The organism is Curtobacterium sp. MCBD17_040, assembly GCF_003234805.2.
Classification (GTDB): domain Bacteria; phylum Actinomycetota; class Actinomycetes; order Actinomycetales; family Microbacteriaceae; genus Curtobacterium.
Map to the genome: position 1 here is coordinate 488,565 of NZ_CP126273.1, position 20,235 is coordinate 508,799.

The 20,235-nt window shown below is 73.3% G+C and carries 21 protein-coding genes; 15 read left to right on the forward strand and 6 right to left on the reverse strand.

What is annotated here, in order from left to right; all coding sequences use genetic code 11:
- Nucleotides 1-198 precede the first annotated feature (198 nt).
- Both DEI94_RS02340 and idi read right to left on the reverse strand, forming a co-directional pair.
- Complete coding sequence (locus tag DEI94_RS02340; RefSeq protein WP_111009699.1) at nucleotides 199-1,218, reverse strand: LacI family DNA-binding transcriptional regulator; 1,020 nt, start codon at nucleotides 1,216-1,218, stop codon at nucleotides 199-201.
- A 194-nt stretch (nucleotides 1,219-1,412) separates the two neighbouring features.
- Nucleotides 1,413-1,946 carry an isopentenyl-diphosphate Delta-isomerase gene (idi, locus tag DEI94_RS02345; protein ID WP_111012239.1) on the reverse strand — a complete coding sequence of 178 codons (534 nt, stop codon included), beginning with the start codon at nucleotides 1,944-1,946 and terminating at the stop codon, nucleotides 1,413-1,415.
- Nucleotides 1,947-1,967: 21 nt separating this feature from the next.
- Here idi and DEI94_RS02350 point away from each other — a divergent pair, with 21 nt between their 5' ends.
- The 6 genes from DEI94_RS02350 to DEI94_RS02375 all read left to right on the forward strand — a co-directional run bounded on the left by DEI94_RS02350 (nucleotide 1,968) and on the right by DEI94_RS02375 (nucleotide 7,313).
- Entirely contained in the window at nucleotides 1,968-3,026 is a 1,059-nt protein-coding gene (locus tag DEI94_RS02350; RefSeq protein WP_111009697.1) for a polyprenyl synthetase family protein, read from the forward strand.
- Nucleotides 3,023-3,964 carry a phytoene/squalene synthase family protein gene (locus DEI94_RS02355; RefSeq protein WP_258375147.1) on the forward strand — a complete coding sequence of 314 codons (942 nt, stop codon included), beginning with the start codon at nucleotides 3,023-3,025 and terminating at the stop codon, nucleotides 3,962-3,964. The genes DEI94_RS02350 and DEI94_RS02355 overlap by 4 nt, the downstream gene beginning before the upstream one ends.
- Nucleotides 3,961-5,589, forward strand: coding sequence for a phytoene desaturase family protein (gene crtI, locus DEI94_RS02360; RefSeq protein ID WP_111027623.1), 1,629 nt, complete (start codon nucleotides 3,961-3,963; stop codon nucleotides 5,587-5,589). Before DEI94_RS02355 ends, crtI begins: the two co-directional genes overlap by 4 nt.
- The gene (locus tag DEI94_RS02365) at nucleotides 5,589-5,954 is read left to right on the forward strand and encodes a lycopene cyclase domain-containing protein (RefSeq protein WP_111027624.1); all 366 of its coding nucleotides are present in this window, start codon (nucleotides 5,589-5,591) and stop codon (nucleotides 5,952-5,954) included. The genes crtI and DEI94_RS02365 overlap by 1 nt, the downstream gene beginning before the upstream one ends.
- 64 nt (nucleotides 5,955-6,018) lie before the next feature.
- On the forward strand, nucleotides 6,019-6,390 hold the full coding sequence (locus tag DEI94_RS02370; protein ID WP_111027625.1) for a lycopene cyclase domain-containing protein: 372 nt from the start codon (nucleotides 6,019-6,021) through the stop codon (nucleotides 6,388-6,390).
- Nucleotides 6,387-7,313, forward strand: a complete 927-nt coding sequence (locus tag DEI94_RS02375) for a prenyltransferase (RefSeq protein ID WP_111027626.1) — start codon at nucleotides 6,387-6,389, stop codon at nucleotides 7,311-7,313. The genes DEI94_RS02370 and DEI94_RS02375 overlap by 4 nt, the downstream gene beginning before the upstream one ends.
- 143 nt (nucleotides 7,314-7,456) lie before the next feature.
- Here DEI94_RS02375 and DEI94_RS02380 read toward each other — a convergent pair whose 3' ends face one another.
- Nucleotides 7,457-8,194 (reverse strand): MBL fold metallo-hydrolase, encoded by a 738-nt coding sequence (locus DEI94_RS02380; RefSeq protein WP_111009692.1) that lies wholly within the window; start codon nucleotides 8,192-8,194, stop codon nucleotides 7,457-7,459.
- A gap of 167 nt (nucleotides 8,195-8,361) precedes the next feature.
- On the opposite strand from DEI94_RS02380, the gene DEI94_RS02385 reads away from it, so the two are divergent.
- The 5 genes from DEI94_RS02385 (at nucleotide 8,362) to DEI94_RS02405 (ending at nucleotide 11,439) form a co-directional block, all read left to right on the forward strand.
- The gene (locus tag DEI94_RS02385; protein ID WP_111009691.1) at nucleotides 8,362-8,766 is read left to right on the forward strand and encodes a YtxH domain-containing protein; all 405 of its coding nucleotides are present in this window, start codon (nucleotides 8,362-8,364) and stop codon (nucleotides 8,764-8,766) included.
- A gap of 7 nt (nucleotides 8,767-8,773) precedes the next feature.
- Nucleotides 8,774-9,178: a hypothetical protein gene (locus DEI94_RS02390; RefSeq protein WP_111009690.1), complete on the forward strand. Its 405-nt coding sequence runs from the start codon at nucleotides 8,774-8,776 to the stop codon at nucleotides 9,176-9,178.
- A gap of 50 nt (nucleotides 9,179-9,228) precedes the next feature.
- The gene (locus DEI94_RS02395) at nucleotides 9,229-10,263 is read left to right on the forward strand and encodes a YihY/virulence factor BrkB family protein (protein WP_111009689.1); all 1,035 of its coding nucleotides are present in this window, start codon (nucleotides 9,229-9,231) and stop codon (nucleotides 10,261-10,263) included.
- Between the two features lie 91 nt (nucleotides 10,264-10,354).
- The gene (locus tag DEI94_RS02400; protein ID WP_111009688.1) at nucleotides 10,355-11,050 is read left to right on the forward strand and encodes an SDR family oxidoreductase; all 696 of its coding nucleotides are present in this window, start codon (nucleotides 10,355-10,357) and stop codon (nucleotides 11,048-11,050) included.
- A 56-nt stretch (nucleotides 11,051-11,106) separates the two neighbouring features.
- Nucleotides 11,107-11,439, forward strand: a complete 333-nt coding sequence (locus DEI94_RS02405; protein WP_111009687.1) for a DUF3140 domain-containing protein — start codon at nucleotides 11,107-11,109, stop codon at nucleotides 11,437-11,439.
- Between the two features lie 12 nt (nucleotides 11,440-11,451).
- On the opposite strand, the gene DEI94_RS02410 is transcribed toward DEI94_RS02405, so the two are convergent.
- Entirely contained in the window at nucleotides 11,452-12,582 is a 1,131-nt protein-coding gene (locus tag DEI94_RS02410; RefSeq protein ID WP_111009686.1) for an L-dopachrome tautomerase-related protein, read from the reverse strand.
- A 128-nt stretch (nucleotides 12,583-12,710) separates the two neighbouring features.
- Here DEI94_RS02410 and DEI94_RS02415 point away from each other — a divergent pair, with 128 nt between their 5' ends.
- Nucleotides 12,711-13,127: a DUF3151 domain-containing protein gene (locus DEI94_RS02415; RefSeq protein ID WP_181435042.1), complete on the forward strand. Its 417-nt coding sequence runs from the start codon at nucleotides 12,711-12,713 to the stop codon at nucleotides 13,125-13,127.
- A gap of 107 nt (nucleotides 13,128-13,234) precedes the next feature.
- Here DEI94_RS02415 and DEI94_RS02420 read toward each other — a convergent pair whose 3' ends face one another.
- Complete coding sequence (locus DEI94_RS02420; RefSeq protein ID WP_111027627.1) at nucleotides 13,235-16,360, reverse strand: glycoside hydrolase family 2 TIM barrel-domain containing protein; 3,126 nt, start codon at nucleotides 16,358-16,360, stop codon at nucleotides 13,235-13,237.
- 237 nt (nucleotides 16,361-16,597) lie between these two features.
- Between DEI94_RS02420 and DEI94_RS02425 the strand changes: the two genes are divergently transcribed.
- A complete protein-coding gene (locus DEI94_RS02425; RefSeq protein WP_111027628.1) occupies nucleotides 16,598-16,909 on the forward strand; it encodes a hypothetical protein in 312 nt (103 codons plus the stop codon).
- Nucleotides 16,890-18,107 (forward strand): baeRF2 domain-containing protein, encoded by a 1,218-nt coding sequence (locus tag DEI94_RS02430; protein WP_111027629.1) that lies wholly within the window; start codon nucleotides 16,890-16,892, stop codon nucleotides 18,105-18,107. The genes DEI94_RS02425 and DEI94_RS02430 overlap by 20 nt, the downstream gene beginning before the upstream one ends.
- Before the next feature lie 107 nt (nucleotides 18,108-18,214).
- On the opposite strand, the gene DEI94_RS02435 is transcribed toward DEI94_RS02430, so the two are convergent.
- Nucleotides 18,215-19,399, reverse strand: coding sequence for an MFS transporter (locus tag DEI94_RS02435; RefSeq protein ID WP_111027530.1), 1,185 nt, complete (start codon nucleotides 19,397-19,399; stop codon nucleotides 18,215-18,217).
- Nucleotides 19,400-19,474: 75 nt separating this feature from the next.
- Here DEI94_RS02435 and DEI94_RS02440 point away from each other — a divergent pair, with 75 nt between their 5' ends.
- The gene (locus DEI94_RS02440; RefSeq protein WP_111027531.1) at nucleotides 19,475-20,179 is read left to right on the forward strand and encodes a GntR family transcriptional regulator; all 705 of its coding nucleotides are present in this window, start codon (nucleotides 19,475-19,477) and stop codon (nucleotides 20,177-20,179) included.
- Nucleotides 20,180-20,235 lie beyond the last annotated feature (56 nt).

Consider the following 20,235-nt stretch of genomic DNA (forward strand, 5'->3'; position numbering starts at 1 on the left):
TCTGGTGATCGCGCCAGCGGAGGTCACAGCAGCACTGTGTCGGACTCCGTTGTCGCGTCCGGGTCGTCCGCCATGTGAACGGTCACATCGAGCGGAACGGGGGCAATATTACGCACAGGTTCCGGGCGGCTGTCAATTCCCAGGGGTCGCGGTTTGGTAACGCGGTCCGGAGGCCCCTGGAACGGGGGTCAGGGGCGGTCACGACCGGCTCCGGGGCGAGCCGGTGGAGCCGCGGACGACGAGTCGGGGCACGATGTCGACGGGCCGGAGGTCGCCCTCGACCGGGAGCAGGAGGTCGACGCAACGGCGCCCGAGCTCGGCGAAGTCGACGGACACCGTGGTGAGCGGCGGCCAGAAGTGCTGCGCCTCGGGGATGTCGTCGTAGCCCACCACGGACAGGTCGCCGGGGACGTCGAGCCCGTAGGAGCGGGCGGCGTGCATGACGCCGAGGGCCATGGCGTCGTTCGAGCAGAAGATCGCCGTGCAGTCCCGCCAGCGCAGGAGCTCGCGGCCCGCGTGGTACCCGAAGTCGGCGGTCCAGTCCCCGAGGATCGGCGGCTGCACGGGCATGTCACGGTCGGACATCTCGCGCAGGAACCCCTGCATGCGCGCGTCCGCCTCGATCCAGTCCCGCGGGCCGGCGATGTGCCGCACGTACTGGTGCCCGAGGTCGAGCAGGTGCGCCGTGGCGAGCCGCGCCCCCGTCATCTGGTCCACCCAGAGCGCGGTCGGGTCCTCGCCGATGCTCGATCGCAGCGTGACGTACGGCGTCTGCATGCCGGACTCGGCGATCACGTCGAACACCCGCGTCTGCGGCGCGATGACGACGATGCCCTCGACGTCCTGGTCGAGGAGGTGACCGAGGCCCTGGCGGATCGACGCGTCGTCCGGCGCCGCGATGTTCGCGGTCGTCACGAAGTACCCGCGTCGGACCGCGGCGTCCTCGATCGCCTGGAGGGTCAACGTCGGCCCGTAGTGGGAGCGCTGCGAGGTGAGGACCCCGATGGTGCGGGAGCGACTGGTGACCAGGGCGCGGGCGGCCCGGTTCGGCCGGTACTGCAGCTGCTCCATGGCGGCGACGACCTTGTCCCGGGTCGCCTCGCGGATCGCGTCGGAGTTGTTGAGGACGCGGGAGACCGTCTGGTGCGACACCCCCGCGACCCGAGCGACGTCCCGGATGCTGGGCGCACGCGACTTCTCTGTCTTCGCCGACGCCATTGCCTTCTCATTCCACCCCGATGTGCACGTTCACATCGCGAGCCACATCATTATGCACGTTCCGCTGTCGGGCGCCGCATCGAGTTCGCGCAGGCACCGGAGCGGCGGCCCGGCCGCAGGGTCGCGCAGTGGAGGGGACGCCTCCCGGGCCGCCGTCCGGACGACCCGGGGACGGGGGCCACCAGGCGTCCGCCTCAGTCGAGCGCGCGCGCCGGGAGCACCGCGAGCTGCCACCCGAGCCACGGGCTGAACGCGAACGGAGCCGCGGCGACCGCGGCCCGCAGCTCGTCCTCGGAGACCCAGATCCACTCGGCGACCTCGTCCGCCGCGGGTCGTGGCACGTCGGTCGTCGTGGCACGGAACACCGGGCAGACCTCGTTCTCGACGATGCCGGACGCGTCGACGGCGCGGTACCGGAAGTCGGGGAGGACCGGGGTCACGTCCGCCACGGTGATCCCGAGTTCGCGCGCGGCACGTCGGGCGATCGCATCCTCGAAGGACTCGTCCGGCCCGGGATGGCCACAGAACGTGTTCGTCCACACCCCGGGCCAGGTGGCCTTCGTCAGGGCCCGGCGTGTGACCAGGATGTTCCCCTCGGGATCCGACACGTGGCACGAGAACGCCAGGTGCAGCGGCGTCGCGTCGGTGTGCACGGCGAACTTGTCGGCCACACCGATGGGGGCGCCGTCGTCGTCCAGCAGGACGACGGTTTCCGGGAAAGTGCTCATCGCGATGGATAGGTTAGGCCAATGAACGACGACGCGACCGCCGTCGCCCGGGACGGACTCACGCTCGTCGACGAGTGCCTCGAGCGGTTCTTCGCACTCGCCGCGCGTCGGGCCAGCACCTACGGCCGTGCGTCCGAGGACCTCTGGCGTGTGCTCAAGCGCGCCAGCACCGGCGGCAAGCAGTTCCGCCCGCGGATGGTGCTCACCGCCTACACCGGGCTCGGCGGGCGGGACCTCCATGCGGCGGCCCACGTCGGCGCGGCATACGAGCTGCTGCACACCGCGCTCGTGGTGCACGACGACGTCATCGACCGCGACTGGTCCCGGCGGGGCGTGCCGAACGTCGCCGGCAGCTACCGGGACGAGGCCACGACGGGCGGGATCCCGACGCCGGTGGCCGAGCACCGCGGCACGAGCGCGGCCGTCATCGCCGGGGACCTGGCCCTCGCGGGCGCGCCGCGGCTCATCGAGTCGAGCGGCGTCGACGGCGAGCGCCGCACGCGACTGCTCGACCTGTTGGACGAGGCCGTGTTCGCGAGCGCCGCGGGCGAGATGACCGACGTCGACCTGTCGATCGGGGTCATGCCGAGCGTGGACGAGATCCTCGCCATGGAGCGCGCGAAGACCTCGGTGTACTCGTTCGAGGCACCGCTGCAGTCCGGCGCGGTGCTCGCGGGGGCGTCGGACGCGGTGGTCGCCGCGCTCGGGGTGTTCGGGCGCGAGATCGGGGTCGCGTACCAGGTGGTCGACGACATCCTCGGGGTCTTCGGGGACGAGGCGACGACGGGCAAGACCGCGGTGGGCGACCTGCGCGAGGGCAAGCGCACCGTGCTCGTGGCCCACGCGGCGACGACCGAGCACTGGGCCGCCATCGAGCCGTTCCTCGGGAACCGGGACCTCACCGACGACCAAGCGGAGCACCTGCGCTTCCGTCTCCTGTGCAGTGGCGCGCGCGACGTCGCGCAGGAGCGGGTCGAGCGCCACGCGAGCCTCGCGACGGCAGCGCTGGCGGGCCTCCCGGACGACCTGCGGTGCCAGCTGGCGGCGATCGCGACCGAACTCGTGGACCGGGTCCGGTGACCCGGGGCGACGTGACGGGCGCGGCCCCGACCGTGACCACGGGGCTCGGCCTGTACGACGCGACCGCGGCGGCCGCCTCGTCGGTCGTCATCCGCCGGTACTCGACGTCGTTCGGGCTCGCATCGCGCCTGCTGCCAGCGCACGTCCGCGAGCACATCGAACACGTGTACGCGCTCGTCCGGGTGGCCGACGAGATCGTCGACGGCCCCGCGACCGAGGCCGGCCTGGACCCGACACTCGCGGGCCGCCTGCTCGACGAGCTCGAACAGGACACCGAGCGTGCGATGACGATCGGGTTCTCCGTCAACCCGGTCGTGCACGCCTTCGCCCGGACCGCCCGGACCACCGGGTTCGGGGCCGAGCTGACGCAACCGTTCTTCCGGTCCATGCGGGCCGACCTCACGCGCAGCGAACACGACGACGCCTCGTTCGTCGACTACGTGTACGGCTCCGCCGAGGTCGTCGGACTCATGTGCCTCCGCGCATTCGTGTACCGGGCGGGACGGCCGACGTTCGACGAGGCGGTGCTCGTCACGGGGGCTCGTCGGCTCGGGGCCGCGTTCCAGAAGGTCAACTTCCTGCGCGACCTGCGGGCGGACTTCCTCGAGCTCGGCCGGTCGTACTTCCCCGGGGTCGACGTCCGGTCCTTCGACGAGGCGACGAAGGCGCGGCTCGTGGCCGACGTGCAGGACGACCTCGACGCCGCCGCGCGTGCGCTCCCGCTCCTGCCCGGCCGGGCACGTCCTGCGGTGACCCTCGCGCACGCTCTGTTCCAGGAACTCAACGACCGGATCGCCGCGACCCCGGCCGAGCGGCTCGTCACGACGCGTGTCCGGGTCCCCGACCCGGTCAAGGCCGCTCTGGCCGCCCGGGTGCTCGTCGGCCGCGCCCCCGTCCCTCGCGTTCGACGCGGCAACCGGCCGGGAGGCACGGCATGAGCACCGAGACCACCGCGGCCGACCAGGCCGCCGACACCGCGCCGTCCGGCCGCCGCGTCCCCGCCCGTCGCGTCGTCGTCGTGGGTGGCGGCATCAGCGGGCTCGCCGCCGCCGCACTGCTCGCGCGCGACGGCTACGCCGTGACCGTGCTCGAGCAGCGGTCCGAGCTCGGGGGGCGCGCCGGGACCTGGGCGGCCGGTGGCTTCCGGTTCGACACCGGGCCGAGCTGGTACCTGATGCCCGAGGTGTTCGACCACTTCTTCCGGCTGCTCGGGACGTCCGCGGCCGAGCAGCTCGACCTCGTCCGACTCGACCCCGGGTACCGCGTGTACAGCGAGGGCCACGACGAGCCCATCGACCTCGCCGCGACCCGCGAGGCCAACGTCGCGCTCTTCGAGTCGATCGAGCCGGGATCGGGCCGTCGGCTCGAGCGCTACCTCGACTCGGCGGCCGAGACCTACGCGATGGCCGTGCGCCGGTTCCTCTACACGAGCTTCCAGGACCTGCGGCGGCTCGCGACACCCGACGTGCTCCGTCGCGCCGGGCGGCTGCTCCGCCTGCTCACCCGGCCGTTGTCGTCCTTCGTCGAGGCCACCGTGCAGGACCGACGCCTGCAGCAAGTGCTGGGGTACCCCGCCGTGTTCCTCGGCACGAGCCCGTATGCCGCGCCGAGCATGTACCACCTGATGAGCCACCTCGACCTCGCCGACGGCGTCCTGTACCCGCAGGGCGGCATCAGCACGGTGATCGACGCGGTCGAGCGGATGGCATCGGCCGAGGGCGCGAGGATCGTGACCGAGGCCACGGTCGACCGGATCGTCGTCGAGCACGGCGCGGTGACGGGCGTGCACCACACGACGTCCGACGGCGACGCGGTCACGACCCCGGCCGACCTCGTCGTCAGTGCGGCCGACCTGCACCACACCGAGACCGACCTGCTGCCGCCGCGGTACCGATCGCACGGCGACGCCTACTGGGAACGTGGCGACCCGGGTCCGAGTGCGGTGCTCGTCTACCTCGGCATCGACGGACCCGTCCCCGGCCTGCTGCACCACACGCTCGTCTTCACGGCGGACTGGCACGCGAACTTCGGCGCGATCTTCGGCAAGGAACGCCACGTGCCCGACCCCGCATCGATCTACGTGTCCGCGACCTCGGAGACCGACCCCACCGCCGCGCCGGCGGGGTCGAGCAACGTGTTCGTGCTCGTCCCGTTGCCGGCCGACGTCGGGATCGGACGTGGCGGGATCGACGGTGCGGGGGATCCCGAGGTCGAGCGCATCGCGGACCGGGCGATCGCGGCGCTCGCCGAGCGTGCGGGTGTCCCCGATCTCGTCGACCGCATCCGGGTGCGCCGCACCGTGGGGCCGAGGGACTTCGCCGACGACTACAACGCGTGGAGCGGGAGCATGCTCGGGCCGGCCCACACCCTGCGGCAGAGCGCCTTCTTCCGGGCGCGGAACGCGTCGACCCGGGTCGACGGGCTCTACCACGTCGGGGCGTCGACGATCCCCGGCATCGGGCTGCCGATGTGCCTCATCAGTGCCGAGGTGCTGCTCAAACGGATCCACGGTGACACCTCGACCGAGCCGCTCCCGGAGCCGCTCGAGCGACGGCGGCCCTGATGCCCGGGCTCTACCTGGCGGGTCTCGTGGTCGCGCTCGTCGGCATGACGGTGCTCGACGCCCGGTTCCGCCTGTTCTTCTGGCGGGGCCCGCGGCGGGCTGCCGCCGTCATGGCCGTCGGGATCGCGTACTTCCTCGTGTGGGACCTCGCGGGGATCGGGCTCGGTGTCTTCCACCGCGGACCGTCCTCGTGGCTCATCGGTGTCCAGGTGGCGCCGGAGGTCCCGGTCGAGGAGCTGTTCTTCCTCGCGCTGCTCTGCTACGTGACGATGGACCTCATCGGCTTCGTCCGACCCGTCGTCGAGCGAACGGCCCCACGGCGCGTCGAGCCTCCCGCCCGCCGGACGAACGGGGCGGCGCGGTGAGCGGGGTGCCGCCGCGGGTGGCCCGCGTGCTCTCGGTGCTCCCGGCCGCCGGGGTGGTGCTCCGATGACCGCGGGCGCGGCGACCTACGCCCTCCTCGACCTCGCGTTCCTCGCCGTCGTGGTCCTCGTGGCCGTGGCCGCCGCGGTCGTCGCGGTGCGTCGGGTGGCGGCCCGGCGCGGACCGGAGGCCGTCGTGCGGTGGCGTCGCATGGTCCTCCTGACCGGCCTGGTGGCGGGCGTCGTCCTGGTCGTGGCGACGGTCGTGTTCGACAACGTGATCGTCGGCACCGGGATCGTGGCGTACGACGCGCAGCGGATCAGCGGCATCCGTCTCGGCGTCGTCCCGGTCGAGGACCTGGCGTACGCGATCGCGGCGGTCCTGCTGCTGCCGTCGCTCGTCGTGCTGTTCGGGCCCCGGTCGAGGTCGGAACAGTGAGCGCCGCGAGGCCGACGGCCCGACCGCGCCGCGCGGGGTCGACACTCCGGGCGCTGTTCGTGTCGTCCCGGCCGGTGAGCTGGGTGAACACCGCGTACCCGTTCGCGGCCGCGTACGTGCTCGGCACCGGGGTCGGGACGCACGAGGCGGACGGCTTCCACCTCGCGGTCCTCGTGCTCGGGGTCGTGTACTTCCTCGTCCCCTACAACCTCGCGATGTACGGGATCAACGACGTGTTCGACTACGAGTCGGACCTGCGGAACCCGCGCAAGGGCGGCGTCGAGGGCGCCCTGCTCGACCGCAGTGTGCATCGGACGACCCTCGTCGCCGTCGTCGTGACGAACGTGCCGTTCCTCGTCGCACTCGTGTTGCTCGGCGCCCCGTGGAGCTGGCTCGTGCTCGCCGTCAGCGTGTTCGCCGTCGTCGCGTACTCCGCGCCGGGGTTGCGGTTCAAGGAGCGGCCGTTCCTGGACTCCCTGACCTCGAGCACGCACTTCGTGTCCCCGGCGGTGTACGGCCTGACGCTCGCGGGGGCGCACTGGACGGGGTCGCTCCTGGCCGTGTGCGTGTCGTTCTTCCTCTGGGGTGTCGCGAGCCACGCGTTCGGTGCGGTCCAGGACGTCGAGGCCGACCGCGCCGGGGGCATCGGGTCCGTCGCGACGGTCATCGGTGCCCGGGCCACGGTGCGCCTGGCGTTCGTGGCCTACGTCGTCGCGGGGCTCGTCGTGCTCGCGACGCCGTTCCCGGGGCCGTTCGCGGCGATCGTCGTCGTGCCCTACGCGCTGAACGTCCTGCCGTGGTGGTCGGTCGCCGACGCCGACGCCGACGCGGCGAACGCCGGGTGGCGCCGGTTCCTGCTCGTGAACTACCTGGCGGGGTTCCTCGTCACCATGGTGCTCATCGGGTACGCCGCGACCCGCTGAGTCGCGGCGGCGCCCCAACGCACGCGACCCCCGTCCGACTCCACCCGACCCGCGCCCCGAATCCACGCGACCCGCGCCCCGAATTCACGCGACCCGCGCCCGACCTCACGCGACCCGCTGGGTCACGTCGGCGAACCCCGACCTCAGTGCGCGGAGCGGCGCTTGGCCTGCTCGACCGCGCTCCGGATGCCCCGGCGCCACTGGGGGCCGTGCCCGGGGAGCACGATCCGTGCCTCGGTGTCGACGAGCCGGTCGAGCGACTCCAGGGCGGCGCCGCTGTCCGCGGTGGCCGACCCGGCGACGATCTGCGGGCCGATCCCACCGGTGTACGGGTCGAGCGTGACGATCGCGTCGCCGGCGATGAGGGCGTCGCGGTCGGCGAAGTACAGCGCGACGTGGCCGTCGGTGTGCCCGGGCGTCTCGATGATCCACGGGGAGGCCTGCACGGCGTCCCGCTCGTCGAGCGGCTTCGTGTCGGTCACACCCTCGACCATGAGCGCTCCCGCGACCACCATCCGCGCGAGCTTCGGGAGGCCGGCGGGGTGTGTCAGCGGGTACACGAGCCGGTTCCGCTCCGTCCGGTACCGGTAGGGGTGAGCGGCCAGCTCCGCGTCCCGCGGGTGCACGAGCACGGGCACGTCCCACTCCCGACGCGCACGGGCCGCGGTGCCGACGTGGTCGAAGTGCCCGTGCGTGAGCGCGATGCCCTCGACGGCGTCGGGGGTGTACCCAAGCTCGGTGATCGCGACGAGCAGGTGCGGCCACGCGGCGGGCAGACCGCTGTCGACGACGAGCAGTTGGTCGCCGGTCTCGACGAGGTAGAGGTTCGTGTGGGCGATCTCGAGGCGGTGGATCCCCTCGGCGACGTCTCGGAACAGCATGGCCGCAGGCTACTCGTCGGCGCCCGCGCGGGCCGTCGGCGGCACGACGGCGTGCGTGACCGGGGGACGGCCGACGTCGGCGCCTGGGAGACCGGTGCGAGCCGCATGAGCGTCCACTCGACTCCGAGTAGGCACGACGGTGGACGACTCCACACGAGAGGACCACCATGAAGAGACTGCTGTTCATCGCCGGCATCGCGCTGGGGTACGTGCTCGGAGCCCGAGCCGGACGCTCCTCGTACGAGCGCATCCGCACCCGGGCGCAGGGCGTGTGGTCGGACCCGAAGGTGCAGAAGGGCCTCCACGACGCCGAGGGCTTCGTCAAGGACAAGGCACCGGTCGTCGCGAGCAAGGTCAAGGACGCGGCGACGAGTGCCGCCGGCGCCGTGCAGAGCAAGGTGAAGTCGTCGGGCGACACCGACACCGACGCCTCGAGCACCGACACCGTGGCCGGCGGACCCGGAACCGCGGGTCCGAGCGCTGCGGGCAAGCCGGAGGCGCCGAGCGCCGCCACGTCGAGCGAGACCGACACGACCGGTACGGCAGGCACGCCGTCGCCGGACGCGGTGTAGGCCCGGTATGGCCGACAGCGGATCGCGCGACAGCATCCCGCAACTCGAACTCCAGAACGTGCGGACGCGCGAGGACCTGCGCCACACCGTGAACGAGGTCGTGCGGCGCTCGGACGTCCCCGCGCAGTGGCGCTTGGCGGTCGCGAAGGCGCGTCAGCAGTTGCACCGGGACCCGACGCCCCTCGTGGCCATGGCCGTCACGGCCGGTGCGGGACTCGTGGCGATCGTCGGCGGCGTGGTCATCGGTCGGACGGACGCGGGGCGCCTCGACGCCGCGCGGGAGCCGATGCTGCTGCCCGTCTACAAGCCCGGCAAGACCAAGAAGAGCGGCAAGCGGAAGAAGGCCGCCTTCGCCCGCAAGCCCGACAAGCTGAACCCCGTCCAGAAGCGTCGCGACGCCGACGACCGGTGAGTCGCCACCCCGCGACCCGCTGACGACGTCGACCACAGGAGGAGCCACCGATGGCAAGGAACACCGCACCGGACCCGGACGACCCCCGCAAGCCGGACGACCCGACCGACCTGACGAAGCCCTCGTGGCAGTACACGCTCAAGAAGACGCTCCGCGAGTTCTCGAGTGACCAGTGCACCGACCTGGCAGCCGGCCTGACGTACCACGCCGTCCTGGCAGTGTTCCCCGCGATCCTCGCGATCGTCTCGATCCTCGGCCTGTTCGGCGAGGGGCAGGCGACGGTCGACCAGGTCATGAAGGTGCTCGGCAACGTCGGTTCGAACCAGGTCGTCGACCTGCTCAAGGGCCCGATCAACGGTCTCGTCCGGTCGCCCGCGGCCCCGCTCGCGTTCATCGTCGGTGTGCTCGGTGCGCTGTGGTCCGCGTCCGGGTACGTCGGGTCGTTCGGCCGTGCGATGAACCGCATCTACGGCATCCGTGAGGGGCGTCCGATCTGGAAGCTCCGCCCGACGATGCTCGGTGTGACGGTGTTCACGGTCGTCCTGCTCGTCATCGGCGCGCTCATGCTCGTGCTCTCCGGCCCGGTGGCCGAGGCGGTCGGCAATGCGATCGGACTCGGTTCCGTCGCGGTGACCGTCTGGGACTACGCCAAGCTCCCGATCCTCGCGGCGATCGCGGTCGTGATCATCGCGATCCTCTACTACTGGTCGCCGAACGTCCGGCAGCCGAAGTTCCGCTGGATGAGCCTGGGCGCGCTCCTGGCGCTCCTCATCTGGATCATCGCCTCGATCGCGTTCGCGTTCTACGTCGCGAACTTCTCGCACTACAACAAGACGTACGGGTCGCTCGGCGGCGTGATCGTGTTCCTCCTGTGGATCTGGATCACGAACTGCGCCCTGCTGTTCGGCGCCGAGTTCGACGCCGAGGTCGAGCGCGGCCGCGAACTCCAGGCCGGCATCCACGCCGAGGAGGACATCCAGCTCCCCGAGCGCGACACCCGCCAGATCGACAAGCAGGACGAGAAGCACGCGAAGGACGTCCTCTCCGGCATCGAGATCCGCGAGAGTGCCGGTCGAGAGAAGTGAGCAGGGGCCTCCCGTCCGTTGCGCCGCGCGCGTCGCGGCCGGGAGGCCCGACTCGGCCCGGCACCGCAGCCGCGTTCCGTAGGCTGACACGGTGACCGACACCGTGCCTCCCGTCCGACCGACCGCACTCGTGACCGGGGCGACCCGGGGGATCGGACGCGCGATCGCGGCCGACCTCGGCCGCACGCACCACGTGCTCGTCGGTGGGCGGTCCGCCGCTGCCGTCGCCGCCGTCGTCGACGCGCTGCCGTCCGCCGAGCCGTTCGTGGCCGACCTCGTCGCGGGCCCGCTGCCACCGCTGCCGGACCGGCTCGACGTGCTCGTGCACTCCGCCGGCATCGAGGAGGGCGGCCGCGTCGCCGACACCCCCCGCGAGGTGTGGGAGCGCGTCCTCGCCACGAACGTCGTCGCGGTCGCGGAACTCACCCGGCTGGCGCTGCCCGCGCTCCGGTCCGTCCGCGGCCTCGTCGTCACGATCAACAGCGGCTCGGGGTTCGTGAGCGGGCCCGGCGGCGGCGTCTACGGTGCGTCGAAGTTCGCCCTGCGGGCCTTCGCCGACGCCCTCCGCGAGGAGGAGCGCGAGCACGGGGTCCGGGTGTCCGGCGTCCACCCGGGACGCGTCGACACCGACATGCAGGTCGCCCTCGCCACGAAGCTCGGCGAGGACTACGACACCCGCTACTACCTGGCGCCCGAGGACGTCGCCGCCGCGGTGCGGACCGTGGTCGACCTGCCGGAGCGCGGCACCGTCGAGCTGCTCAGCGTGCGGCCCACCCGCAAGCGCTGACCCCGGGGTACACCGCGGAGCGCCAGGCACGGAGGTGCGCCGCGCAGGATCGGGACATGGCCGACGACGAGCAGCAGACCCGCGAGGACTTCCACCGCGCCGTGAACATGACCGCGACCGAGCTGCGGCACTGGCTCGACACCGACGACTCGAAGGCCGTGGGGCAGAAGCCCGACGGCGGCGGCGAGTCGACCGGCCACGAGAGCGGCCGGCACATCGTCCGGATCCTCGAGGAGCGACAGGGCGAGTACACGGACGACGACTACGCGCACATGCGGAAGGTCGTCGGCTACGTCGCCCGGCACTCCGCCCAGCGTCCCTCGGGCGACGACACGCACACGCGCTGGCGGTACTCCCTCATGAACTGGGGCCACGACCCCGAGAAGTGACCGGGCGCCTGCTCAGCGCAGGAGCACGGGACCCGCGTCGATCCGGAAGCGGAACAGCGAGTACGGGTACACGCGGAGGTCCTCGCCGCCCTGGTAGTCCGCCTGACGGTGCAGCTGGTTCGCGGTGACGTAGAGGTAGCCGTCCGTCGCGACGGACATCGTGTCGGTCCACAGCAGGCGCGGGTCGTGCACGAGGGTCTGGATCTCGCCGGTCGGCAGCCGCCGGGTGATCGACTCGTGCTCCCAGTTCGTGGCGTACAGGCGGCCCTGGTCGTCGGACTCCAGGCCGTCCGCGCCCCCGCCCTTGTCGCCCTCGTCGACGACGGTCCCAGCGACGGTCTCCTCCGAGATCGCCCGGTCGACGAGCGCCCCCACCGACACGCTGTACCAGCGGCGGCTGATGAGCGGGCAGTACCAGAGCCGCTCGCCGTCCGCCGAGATCGCGATGCCGTCCGCGCCCATCGTCACCGGCTTCGGGGCCGCACCCGGGGCGCGCTGTGCGAGCACCCGTCCCTCGGCCATCGGGACCATGTCCTGCGGCGGGCAGGCCTTGGTGGACGGATGGTCCTCGAGCCGCCGCCACGCCTCACCGGTGGCGAGGTCCACGACGATGATCGCGTTCGGGCCCTCGGACGCCGAGTCCGTGACGAACGCGAACCCGGCCTCGCCGCGGCGGAGGTCGAACCGCACGTCGTTGAGGTACGTCGTCTCGTACGCGACGCTGCGCGGGAGGACGATCGTCTGCACGACGCGGTCCGTGCCGAGGTCGACGCACACGAGCTTCGGGCCGCCCTCCTTGGTCGGACCCATCATCGGGCTGCCCGTGTCGAGGATCCACAGGCGGTCGTCCGGCGCGACGACGATGCTCTGCACGCTGACGAGCCGCTCGGCGTCGTCGATGGACCGTGCCTGGTTGATCTCGACCGACGGGTAGGGCACCGCCTGCCCGTCCACGAGTTCGACGACCGTGGCCGGGACGTCGTCGCCCCACTTCGGGAAGTTCACGAACACCCGGCCGCCGTGGGAGACGCTCACGCCGGTGGGCATCGGGCCGTCGGTGAACTCGTGGACCACCTCGAGGTCGCCGCGTGGTTCGTCTTCGGGGGCGGTCGGGGCGGCGTGGTCGGCGTCGAAGTCGCTCATGCGGTGGACGGTAGGCGCGGGGCCTGGGGGTCGCCGGTGCGCGTCCCCCGGCGTCTGGCCGCGCATGTCGTCGTCGCGCGGACCGCGTCGGCCGTGCTGTCACGGTGCGCCGTGCGAGGCTGGTGCGTATGACCGACAACCTCCTCGGCGTGCCCGAGACCCGCCTGCCCGACGATCCGGACGTCACCGCCGCGCTCGCCGCGGGCACTCCCGTGGCCGACGTCGCGACGGCGCACCCGTCATCGAGCCTGGCGTGGGCGCTCCTCGCCGACGAGGCCTGGGACCGCGGCGCCGCGCTCGAGTCGTACGCCTACGCCCGCGTGGGGTACCACCGTGGCCTCGATGCCCTCCGGAAGGCCGGCTGGCGCGGGCAGGGCCCGATCCCGTGGGCGCACGAGCCGAACCGGGGCGTGCTCCGCTCGCTGTTCGCGCTGCGCCGGGCGGCCGACGGCATCGGCGAGGAGCCGGAGGTCGAGCGCCTGTCGACGTTCCTCCACGACGCCGACCCCGCCGCCGCGGACGCGATCGCCGCCGAGCAGCGCTGACGCCGCCGCGGGCCCGTCGCGAGGTGCACCGCCTCCGTCCCGTCGAACACCCGCATCGCGGGGTTCGAACGGAAGGAACCGGTGCGACACCGGCAGGCCCGGGTGCCCTACCCGAGCAGCACCTCCCACGCCCGCGCCGCCGGCCACAGCTGGTGCTCCGGCAGGACGTCGAGCCCGCACGCGCGCGACCCGAGCCCGTGCTGCGCCTCGTCGAGGTACAGGTACAGCGCGTCCGAGGCCGGCAGCTCGTGCGGGTGCCCGGCCGCGGTGATCTGCTGCGCGGTCCAGCGCGACAGCGTGAACCCCGCGCGGTGACCGGCGTGCGCACCGTGCCCGGATCCGGCCGCGGGCACGGTCGTCACGCGGAGCGGCCCGAGCTCGAGCCACCGCAGGTCCGGCCGGTGCCCGGTCTCCTGGGGCCGTGAGTACCGGACGGACAGGTCGTCGACCGCGGCGGTGAACCGACCGACGCGGACGGCGTGGGACGAGTCGGCGTAGGACTCGTCGGGCCCCGTCCCGAGCCAGGTCACGTCCGAGTCGGCCAGCGAACCGGGCAGGTCGAACCGGACGCCGATCCGCGGCCAGGTGCAGTCCCACGCGCCGAAGGGGACGGCCTCGGTGCGGAGCAGCACGCCCTCGGTGGTCGCGGTCCACCGGTGCACGACGTCGACCCCGGCGCCGCTGTTCGCCGCGGACACCCGGACCCGCTGGACGAGCCCGTGCTCGGTGCGCTCGACGGCGACCAGCCGGTGCGTCAGGCGGTGCAGCCCGTGGGCCTCCCACCGCACGGCCGAGGCGGGAGCGATGCCGCCGACGCCCAGGGTGAGCGCGGGGTCGGCGACCTCGTACGAGCCCTGGGACGCACCGCGGTCGTTGTCGGTGGGCGCGCGCCAGAGCTCGAGGCGCGGCCCGGCGACGGGCAGGCCGTGCCACGTCGCCAGGTCGCCTCGGGCGTCGAACGTCGCGATCCCCAGGGCGTCGCCCTGCCACGACGGCCGGGAGGCCCGGTGCGTGCCCACCCCGCGAGCGTCGGTCGCCCGGCCGGTGGCGTCCGCCACGACGGGGACGGGCACCTGCGTGCGGGCGAGGACGTGCCCGGTGTCGGCCCAGGCGGTCGGCCCGGCGAGTTCGGCCGTCACGTCGAGGAACAACTCGCCCTCGACGCCCTCGGCGGCGACCGCGAGGACCTCGGGCGGGACCGGAACCGTGGCGGAGGCGCCGGCCGCGACCAGGCCCGGGGCGAGCCTCCCGGCCGCGACCGCGACGCCGTCGCGCTCGAGCGTCCAACAGAAGCGCAGTCCCGCGGTGGACGCGGAGTGGTACCGGTTCTCGACGAGCACCGTGCCCCCGGCGACCGTCGTGGAGACGCTGATCCGGATCGGCGCGACGACCGCGGCGAACTCGGCGAGGCCCGGCGTCGGGGTGTCGTCGGGCAGGACCAGACCGTCCATCACGAAGTTGCCGTCGTGCACGACCTCGCGGAAGTCGCCGCCGTACGCGTGGTAGGGGGTGCCGTCGGCCGTGTGGCTGAGCAGGCCGTGGTCGCGCCACTCCCACACGAACCCGCCGTGGAGGCGCGGGTACCGGTCCACGAGGGCCTCGTACTCCGCGATCTGGCCCGGTCCGTTGCCCATCGCGTGCACGTACTCGCAGTGCAGGAACGGCTTCGACCGCTGGCGTGCCGCCTCGGCCGGACCGCACCCGAGGAGCGGGGTCACGACGGGGCCGCCGCCGATCGACTCGGTCTCGACGAGCGAGGGGTACATGCGCGAGTAGACGTCCGTGTAGGAGCCCGTGTAGTCGCCCTCGTAGTGGACCGGGCGCGAGCGGTCACGGCGGTGGACCCAGTGCGACATCGCCGCGAGGTTCCGGCCCGTGCCGGACTCGTTGCCGAGGGACCACAGGACGATCGACGGGTGGTTCTTGTCCCGCTCCACCGTCCGGGCGATGCGGTCGAGGTAGGCGTCCTGCCACCCCGGGTCGTCCGACGGGTTGCCGGCCCAGCCCAGGTGCTCGAACCCGTGCGTCTCGAGGTCGCACTCGAGGACCACCCAGAACCCGAGCTCGTCGGCGAGGTCGAGCACCCGGGGGTGCGGCGGGTAGTGCGAGGTTCGGATGGCGTTGACGTTCGCGCGCTTCATCATCGCCATGTCCGCGCGCGCGTGGGCCTCGTCGAACACGCGGCCCCGCTCCGGGTGGGTCTCGTGCCGGTTGACACCGTGGAACACGACGCGCTCGCCGTTGACGAGGAACCGGTCGCCGCGGATCTCGACCGTGCGGAACCCGAGTCGCAGCGTCACGGTCTCGCCAGCGCCCGTCCCGCCCGCGGTCGTCCCCGACGTCAGGGTCGCCTCGTACCGGCGGGGGACCTCGGCGCTCCAGGGCTCGACGGCCGGCAGCGTGACGGGCTGGACGTCCGCGGCGGTCGCCCACCGTTCCTCCAGGCCGAGCTCCGGGATCCGGAACACCACCGGGAACACGGCGTCGAGCTCGACCGTGACGGTACCGACGCCGGTGGCGGGGGCGCCGGACGCAGCGGTGCCGGCGGCGGCGGCCGACGCGAGCAGCGGAGCCCAGTCGGCGCGGACGAAGGCGTCCTCGATCGCGGCGACCGGGCGCGCGAGCAGCGTGACGTCGCGGAAGACCCCGGGCAACCACCACTGGTCCTGGTCCTCGAGGTAACTCGCGGCGGACCACTGGTGCACCCGGACCGCGACCGTGTTCGCGCCCGGGCGGAGCAGCGCCGTGACGTCGAACTCGGTCACGAGGCGCGACCCCGTCGACCAGCCGACCTCGACGCCGTTGAGCCAGACGCGGAAGTGCGACTCGACCCCGTCGAACCGCAGGACGACCCGGTCGGCGTCCGCGAACGACGCCGGGAGCTCGAACGTGCGGCGGTGGTCGCCCGTCGGGTTCTCCTCCGGCGGGTGCGGTGCATCGATCGGGAACGGGTACTGCACGTTCGTGTAGATCGGCGCGCCGTGCCCGTGCAGCACCCAGTGCGACGGGACGGGCAGGGTCTGCCAGTCGGCGTCGTCGAACGTGTCGGCCGCGAAGTCCTCGGCGACCTCGGCGACGGGCGACCAGCGGAACCGCCAGTCCCCGTCGAGCGACAGCGACGGTGCGTCGGTGTGCAGGTGGGCGCGGGGGCGACGGCGCGAGGCCGAGCCGGGAGCGGTCGAGTGGAGGTCCGAGATCGCCCGGGGAGCGGGCGCGGTGGCGATGTCCGTCATTGGGTGCTGTCCTCGACCGCGAGGGTCGTCGTCGATCCTGGTCCGCCGGCCGGCGGGTGCTCCAACCCTAGCGAGCGTCCCCTGCGGCCCGGGCGTCCGCTCTGCACGGGGCGCCCGCCGGACGGGAGGCGCGGGACCGGCCCGTCCCGGCACTCCCGACCTCGACGTCCGCCGTGAGCTGCGGACACACGCAGGCGCGGCCGCCGACCATGGCGGGACCGACGGAAGGAGATCGACATGATCGAACGGGGCAACACCACCCACAGCCCGGAGGTCGACGAGCAGATGGCGCACGAGGCGCAGAGCATCGTCCAGGGGCACGGCAGTTCGTCCCACGTGGAGGAGTTCCGGCAATCGGAACCCGTCACCGACGACACCGACGCCCCCGAGACCCTCGCGGCGTCCGGCTACGACGGCGAGTTCGTCGACGACGCGACGCACGCGCTGCCCGAGGACGACGCCGACGGCATCGACACGACCGTGTACACGAGCGAGACGGACCAGGTCTCGGAGGGGAAGGTGGTGGACCATGGCGCCGACGACCGCTGAGCAGGTCTCGGAGGAACACCGGGGGCTCGCTGCCCTCCTCGCGCAGCCCGGTACCTGGTCGTGGGCGTACGTCGACGTCTCGGGCGACCGGGAGGACCCGCAGCACCTCGCCGCGCTCCAGGTCCGCGCCGCCCGCGACCAGCTCATGGCGCAGGGGGCACCGTCCGCCGACGTCGAGGTGATCGAACGCGAACTCGGTGAGGCACCCGGCGTGCCCGCCCCGGTCGCTCGGTTCGTCCTGGCGCGCGACGGCGAGCTCGTCGTCAGCGAGGTCCTGCCCGGGCACATGCACGGACCCGAGAGCGTCGGGTACGGCGCCGTCCCGGACCTCGTGCCGCTGCTCGCCCACCGGCCGCTCGACGTGCCGTTCCTCGTGGTCGAGGTCGGACGCGAGGGCGGCGGCTACCGCGCCTACCGGCTCGGGCACGCCGAGCCGAGCGGGCAGCAGGAGGAGGAGTACGTCGAGGGGCGTACGGACACCCTCCACAAGTTCCAGGGCGGCGGCTGGGCGCACCTGCGCTGGCAGCACCACACCGAGGAGATCTGGCGCGAGAACGAGGCACAGGTCGTCGAGGCCGTCGAACAGGCGGTCGACCGGCTGCGGCCGCGGCTCGTCGTCGTCGCCGGGGACATCCGCGCGCGCCAGCTGTTCATCGACCAGCTGAGCACCGCGACCCGGCCGCTCGTGTCCGAGGTGCCGGTCGACACCCGGGCACCGGATGCGTCCGAGAACGCCCTCGTCGAGCACGTCGAGATCGCCCTCGCGCGGGTCGTCGCCCAGCGCCGCCACGACGTGGAGGACCTGCTCCGTACGCACGTCGGCCGTGGCGACCGCGAGGCCGTCACCGGTGTCGGACCCGTCGTGTCGGCGCTCCAGCAGGCGCAGGCGTCGATCGTCGTCGTCGACCCGGCCGCGTTCGAGGACCGCACGGTGCTCGCGCTCGACGCCGCGCCCTGGATCGCGACCGCGCCCGAGGAGGCCCTCGGCACCACCGTGCTCGGGTCCGTCCCGGCTGCGGTCGGCATCACCCGTGCGGCGCTCGTGACCGACGCGGAGGTCGTGCTCGTGAACGCGGCGTCCGTGCCGTCCGGGGCGCCGGTCGCCGCGTTGCTCCGCTGGCACGTCGGGCCGGACGTGCCCGGGGCGGGGCCCGCGGCCGGTGCGACCGGGCGGGGCGAGGGCCCCGACCGGGGCTGACCTCCCCCCGCGAGATCGCAGGAGATGCCGTTCAGCGGGCCTCCAGAGCGGCAGATACTGCGATCTCGCGGAGGGGGCGGAGGGAGGCGGAGGGTGAAGGGGGGCGGTCAGGCCGGGCCGTGCTCCCGGTCCCTCCGCGGGACGAGGGCCAGGGCGACGACGGGCAACGCCGCGACGACGAGGAAGCTCCCGGCGAACCCCACCGCGCCGACCAGGGCACCGACCCCTGGCCCGACCGCCGACGCCGCCACGAACTGCCCCGTGTTCTGCGCCCCGAGCGCCCGACCCGACCAGTGCGGCCCCGCGGCCTCGGCGACGGAGGTGAACGCGAGCCCGTTGTCCGCCACGGTCACGGCGGTCGCCACGACGAGGAACACCGCCGCGGCGGCCAGGTGCGTCGCGTCGACGGCCGCGAGGACGCCCATCACGACGGCGGCGGACACGGCCACGACGCGTAGGGGTCCGACGCGGGACCCGGCACGGTCGCTCCACACCCCGACGACGATCCGCCCGAGCGCACCGACGAACTGCGACGCGCCGACCAGCACCCCGGCGGCGAGCGCGCTCCAGCCGAGGTCCCGCGTCAGCCACACGAGGCCGTACGTCGAGAGCGTGAACTGGGGCACGACGAGCAACACGGACACGGCGTGGATGCGCCAGAGGAACGCGGACTCGCGGTAGGGGTTCGTCACGACCTCCGCGGCGTCGCGGCTCGGACGCGGCGGATCCACCACGGCGAGCGCACAGCAGACGGCGAGCACGGCGGTGAGCGCGATCGGCAGCACGAGCGCCGCCCGGACCCCCGCGCTCCCGGCGATGGTCGGGACGGTCAGCGCCGCGAGCGTGACCCCGAGTGGCTGCGACATCTGACGGATCCCCATCGCGAGTCCGCGCCGGTGCTTCGGGAACCAGCCGACGACCACGCGGCCGCTGGCGGCGTTCGTCGAGGCGCTCGTCATCCCCGCGGCGAGGAACGCGACGCCGAGGAGGACCGGGTTCCCCGCGGCGAGCAGGGCGCCGGTCGTGGCGAGGGCGGTGAGCACCAGGCCCCCGGCGATGACGACGCGCTCGCCGTGTCGGTCGGTCACGGCGCCCCAGGCGATGAGGGTCAGGACCATGCCGAACGTCGGCGCGCCGGCCAGGAACCCCGCGGCCGTGAGCGGCATGCCCTGCCGGGTGAGGAGGGGGATGAGGAACGCGGGTGCCGAGACGACGAGCGTCCCCGCTGCCTGTGCGGCGACGCCGAGGGCGAGCATGACCCACGCCCTCGTCGTGGTGACCGTCGTCGTCATGTCACCGCCTCCCGAGTCGTTGGTATACCAAGACGGTATACCATCGCGCGGGCCCCTCGGCTACGCTGACCGACCGTGACCGCACCGATCGACGCCGCGCCCGTGTCGCAGACCACCCTGCTCTACGACAACCTGCGGGCCGCGATCCTGTCGCTCGGCATCGCGCCCGGCGAGCGGATCTCCGAACGCGGTCTGGAGGCCCGGTTCCACGCCTCACGCACGCCCGTCCGGGCAGCGCTCTCCCGTCTCGAACGCGAGGGCCTCATCCTGCACGAGGGGCGGTCGTGGACCGTCACGCCGATCGACCTCGACGAGATCGCAGCGCTCGCCGAACTCCGCGTCGTGCTCGAGCCGGCCGCCGCCCGTCTGGCGGTGGAGCGCGCGACGGACGCGGCGCTCGCCGAGGTCCGGGCGCACCTCGAGACCCTCCGTCCAGCGCCCGACGAGGCCGCCGGTGTGCAGGCCGGCAGCACGTTCCACCTCGACCTCGCCACGCTCGGCGGCAACCGGTTCGTCACCGAGGCGATCGCCGACGCGATGACCCGCCTGGAACGGAGCCGGTGGCTCGAGGTGCGCACGCCCGAGGCCCGGGACGCCGCGTGGGACGAGCACAGCGCCATCCTCGACGCCGTGGCGAGGCGGGACGCGGACTGCGCCGCGGAGCTCCTCGCCGCCCACGTCTCCGGCACGAACGACCGCCTCATGGCGTTCATCGCGCAGGAGCGGCGCCGCCTGCGCGGCGCCGGCATGGCCGTGGTCGGGAGCAGCACGCTCGACTGACGCCGCGCCTCCAGGCCGACGCCGCGCCTCCAGGCCGACGCCGCGTCTCCAGGCCG

What these genes read in the sequence shown, in the direction of transcription:
- DEI94_RS02365 (WP_111027624.1), top strand. Translation starts at nt 5,589, where the DNA reads ATGCCCGGGCTCTACCTGGCGGGTCTCGTGGTCGCGCTCGTCGGCATG.
- DEI94_RS02420 (WP_111027627.1), bottom strand. Translation starts at nt 16,360, where the DNA reads ATGACGGACATCGCCACCGCGCCCGCTCCCCGGGCGATCTCGGACCTC.
- DEI94_RS02380 (WP_111009692.1), bottom strand. Translation starts at nt 8,194, where the DNA reads ATGCTGTTCCGAGACGTCGCCGAGGGGATCCACCGCCTCGAGATCGCC.
- DEI94_RS02410 (WP_111009686.1), bottom strand. Translation starts at nt 12,582, where the DNA reads ATGAGCGACTTCGACGCCGACCACGCCGCCCCGACCGCCCCCGAAGAC.
- crtI (WP_111027623.1), top strand. Translation starts at nt 3,961, where the DNA reads ATGAGCACCGAGACCACCGCGGCCGACCAGGCCGCCGACACCGCGCCG.
- DEI94_RS02415 (WP_181435042.1), top strand. Translation starts at nt 12,711, where the DNA reads ATGACCGACAACCTCCTCGGCGTGCCCGAGACCCGCCTGCCCGACGAT.
- DEI94_RS02405 (WP_111009687.1), top strand. Translation starts at nt 11,107, where the DNA reads ATGGCCGACGACGAGCAGCAGACCCGCGAGGACTTCCACCGCGCCGTG.
- DEI94_RS02385 (WP_111009691.1), top strand. Translation starts at nt 8,362, where the DNA reads ATGAAGAGACTGCTGTTCATCGCCGGCATCGCGCTGGGGTACGTGCTC.
- DEI94_RS02430 (WP_111027629.1), top strand. Translation starts at nt 16,890, where the DNA reads ATGGCGCCGACGACCGCTGAGCAGGTCTCGGAGGAACACCGGGGGCTC.
- DEI94_RS02350 (WP_111009697.1), top strand. Translation starts at nt 1,968, where the DNA reads ATGAACGACGACGCGACCGCCGTCGCCCGGGACGGACTCACGCTCGTC.
- DEI94_RS02370 (WP_111027625.1), top strand. Translation starts at nt 6,019, where the DNA reads ATGACCGCGGGCGCGGCGACCTACGCCCTCCTCGACCTCGCGTTCCTC.
- idi (WP_111012239.1), bottom strand. Translation starts at nt 1,946, where the DNA reads ATGAGCACTTTCCCGGAAACCGTCGTCCTGCTGGACGACGACGGCGCC.
- DEI94_RS02390 (WP_111009690.1), top strand. Translation starts at nt 8,774, where the DNA reads ATGGCCGACAGCGGATCGCGCGACAGCATCCCGCAACTCGAACTCCAG.
- DEI94_RS02435 (WP_111027530.1), bottom strand. Translation starts at nt 19,399, where the DNA reads ATGACGACGACGGTCACCACGACGAGGGCGTGGGTCATGCTCGCCCTC.
- DEI94_RS02340 (WP_111009699.1), bottom strand. Translation starts at nt 1,218, where the DNA reads ATGGCGTCGGCGAAGACAGAGAAGTCGCGTGCGCCCAGCATCCGGGAC.
- DEI94_RS02425 (WP_111027628.1), top strand. Translation starts at nt 16,598, where the DNA reads ATGATCGAACGGGGCAACACCACCCACAGCCCGGAGGTCGACGAGCAG.
- DEI94_RS02395 (WP_111009689.1), top strand. Translation starts at nt 9,229, where the DNA reads ATGGCAAGGAACACCGCACCGGACCCGGACGACCCCCGCAAGCCGGAC.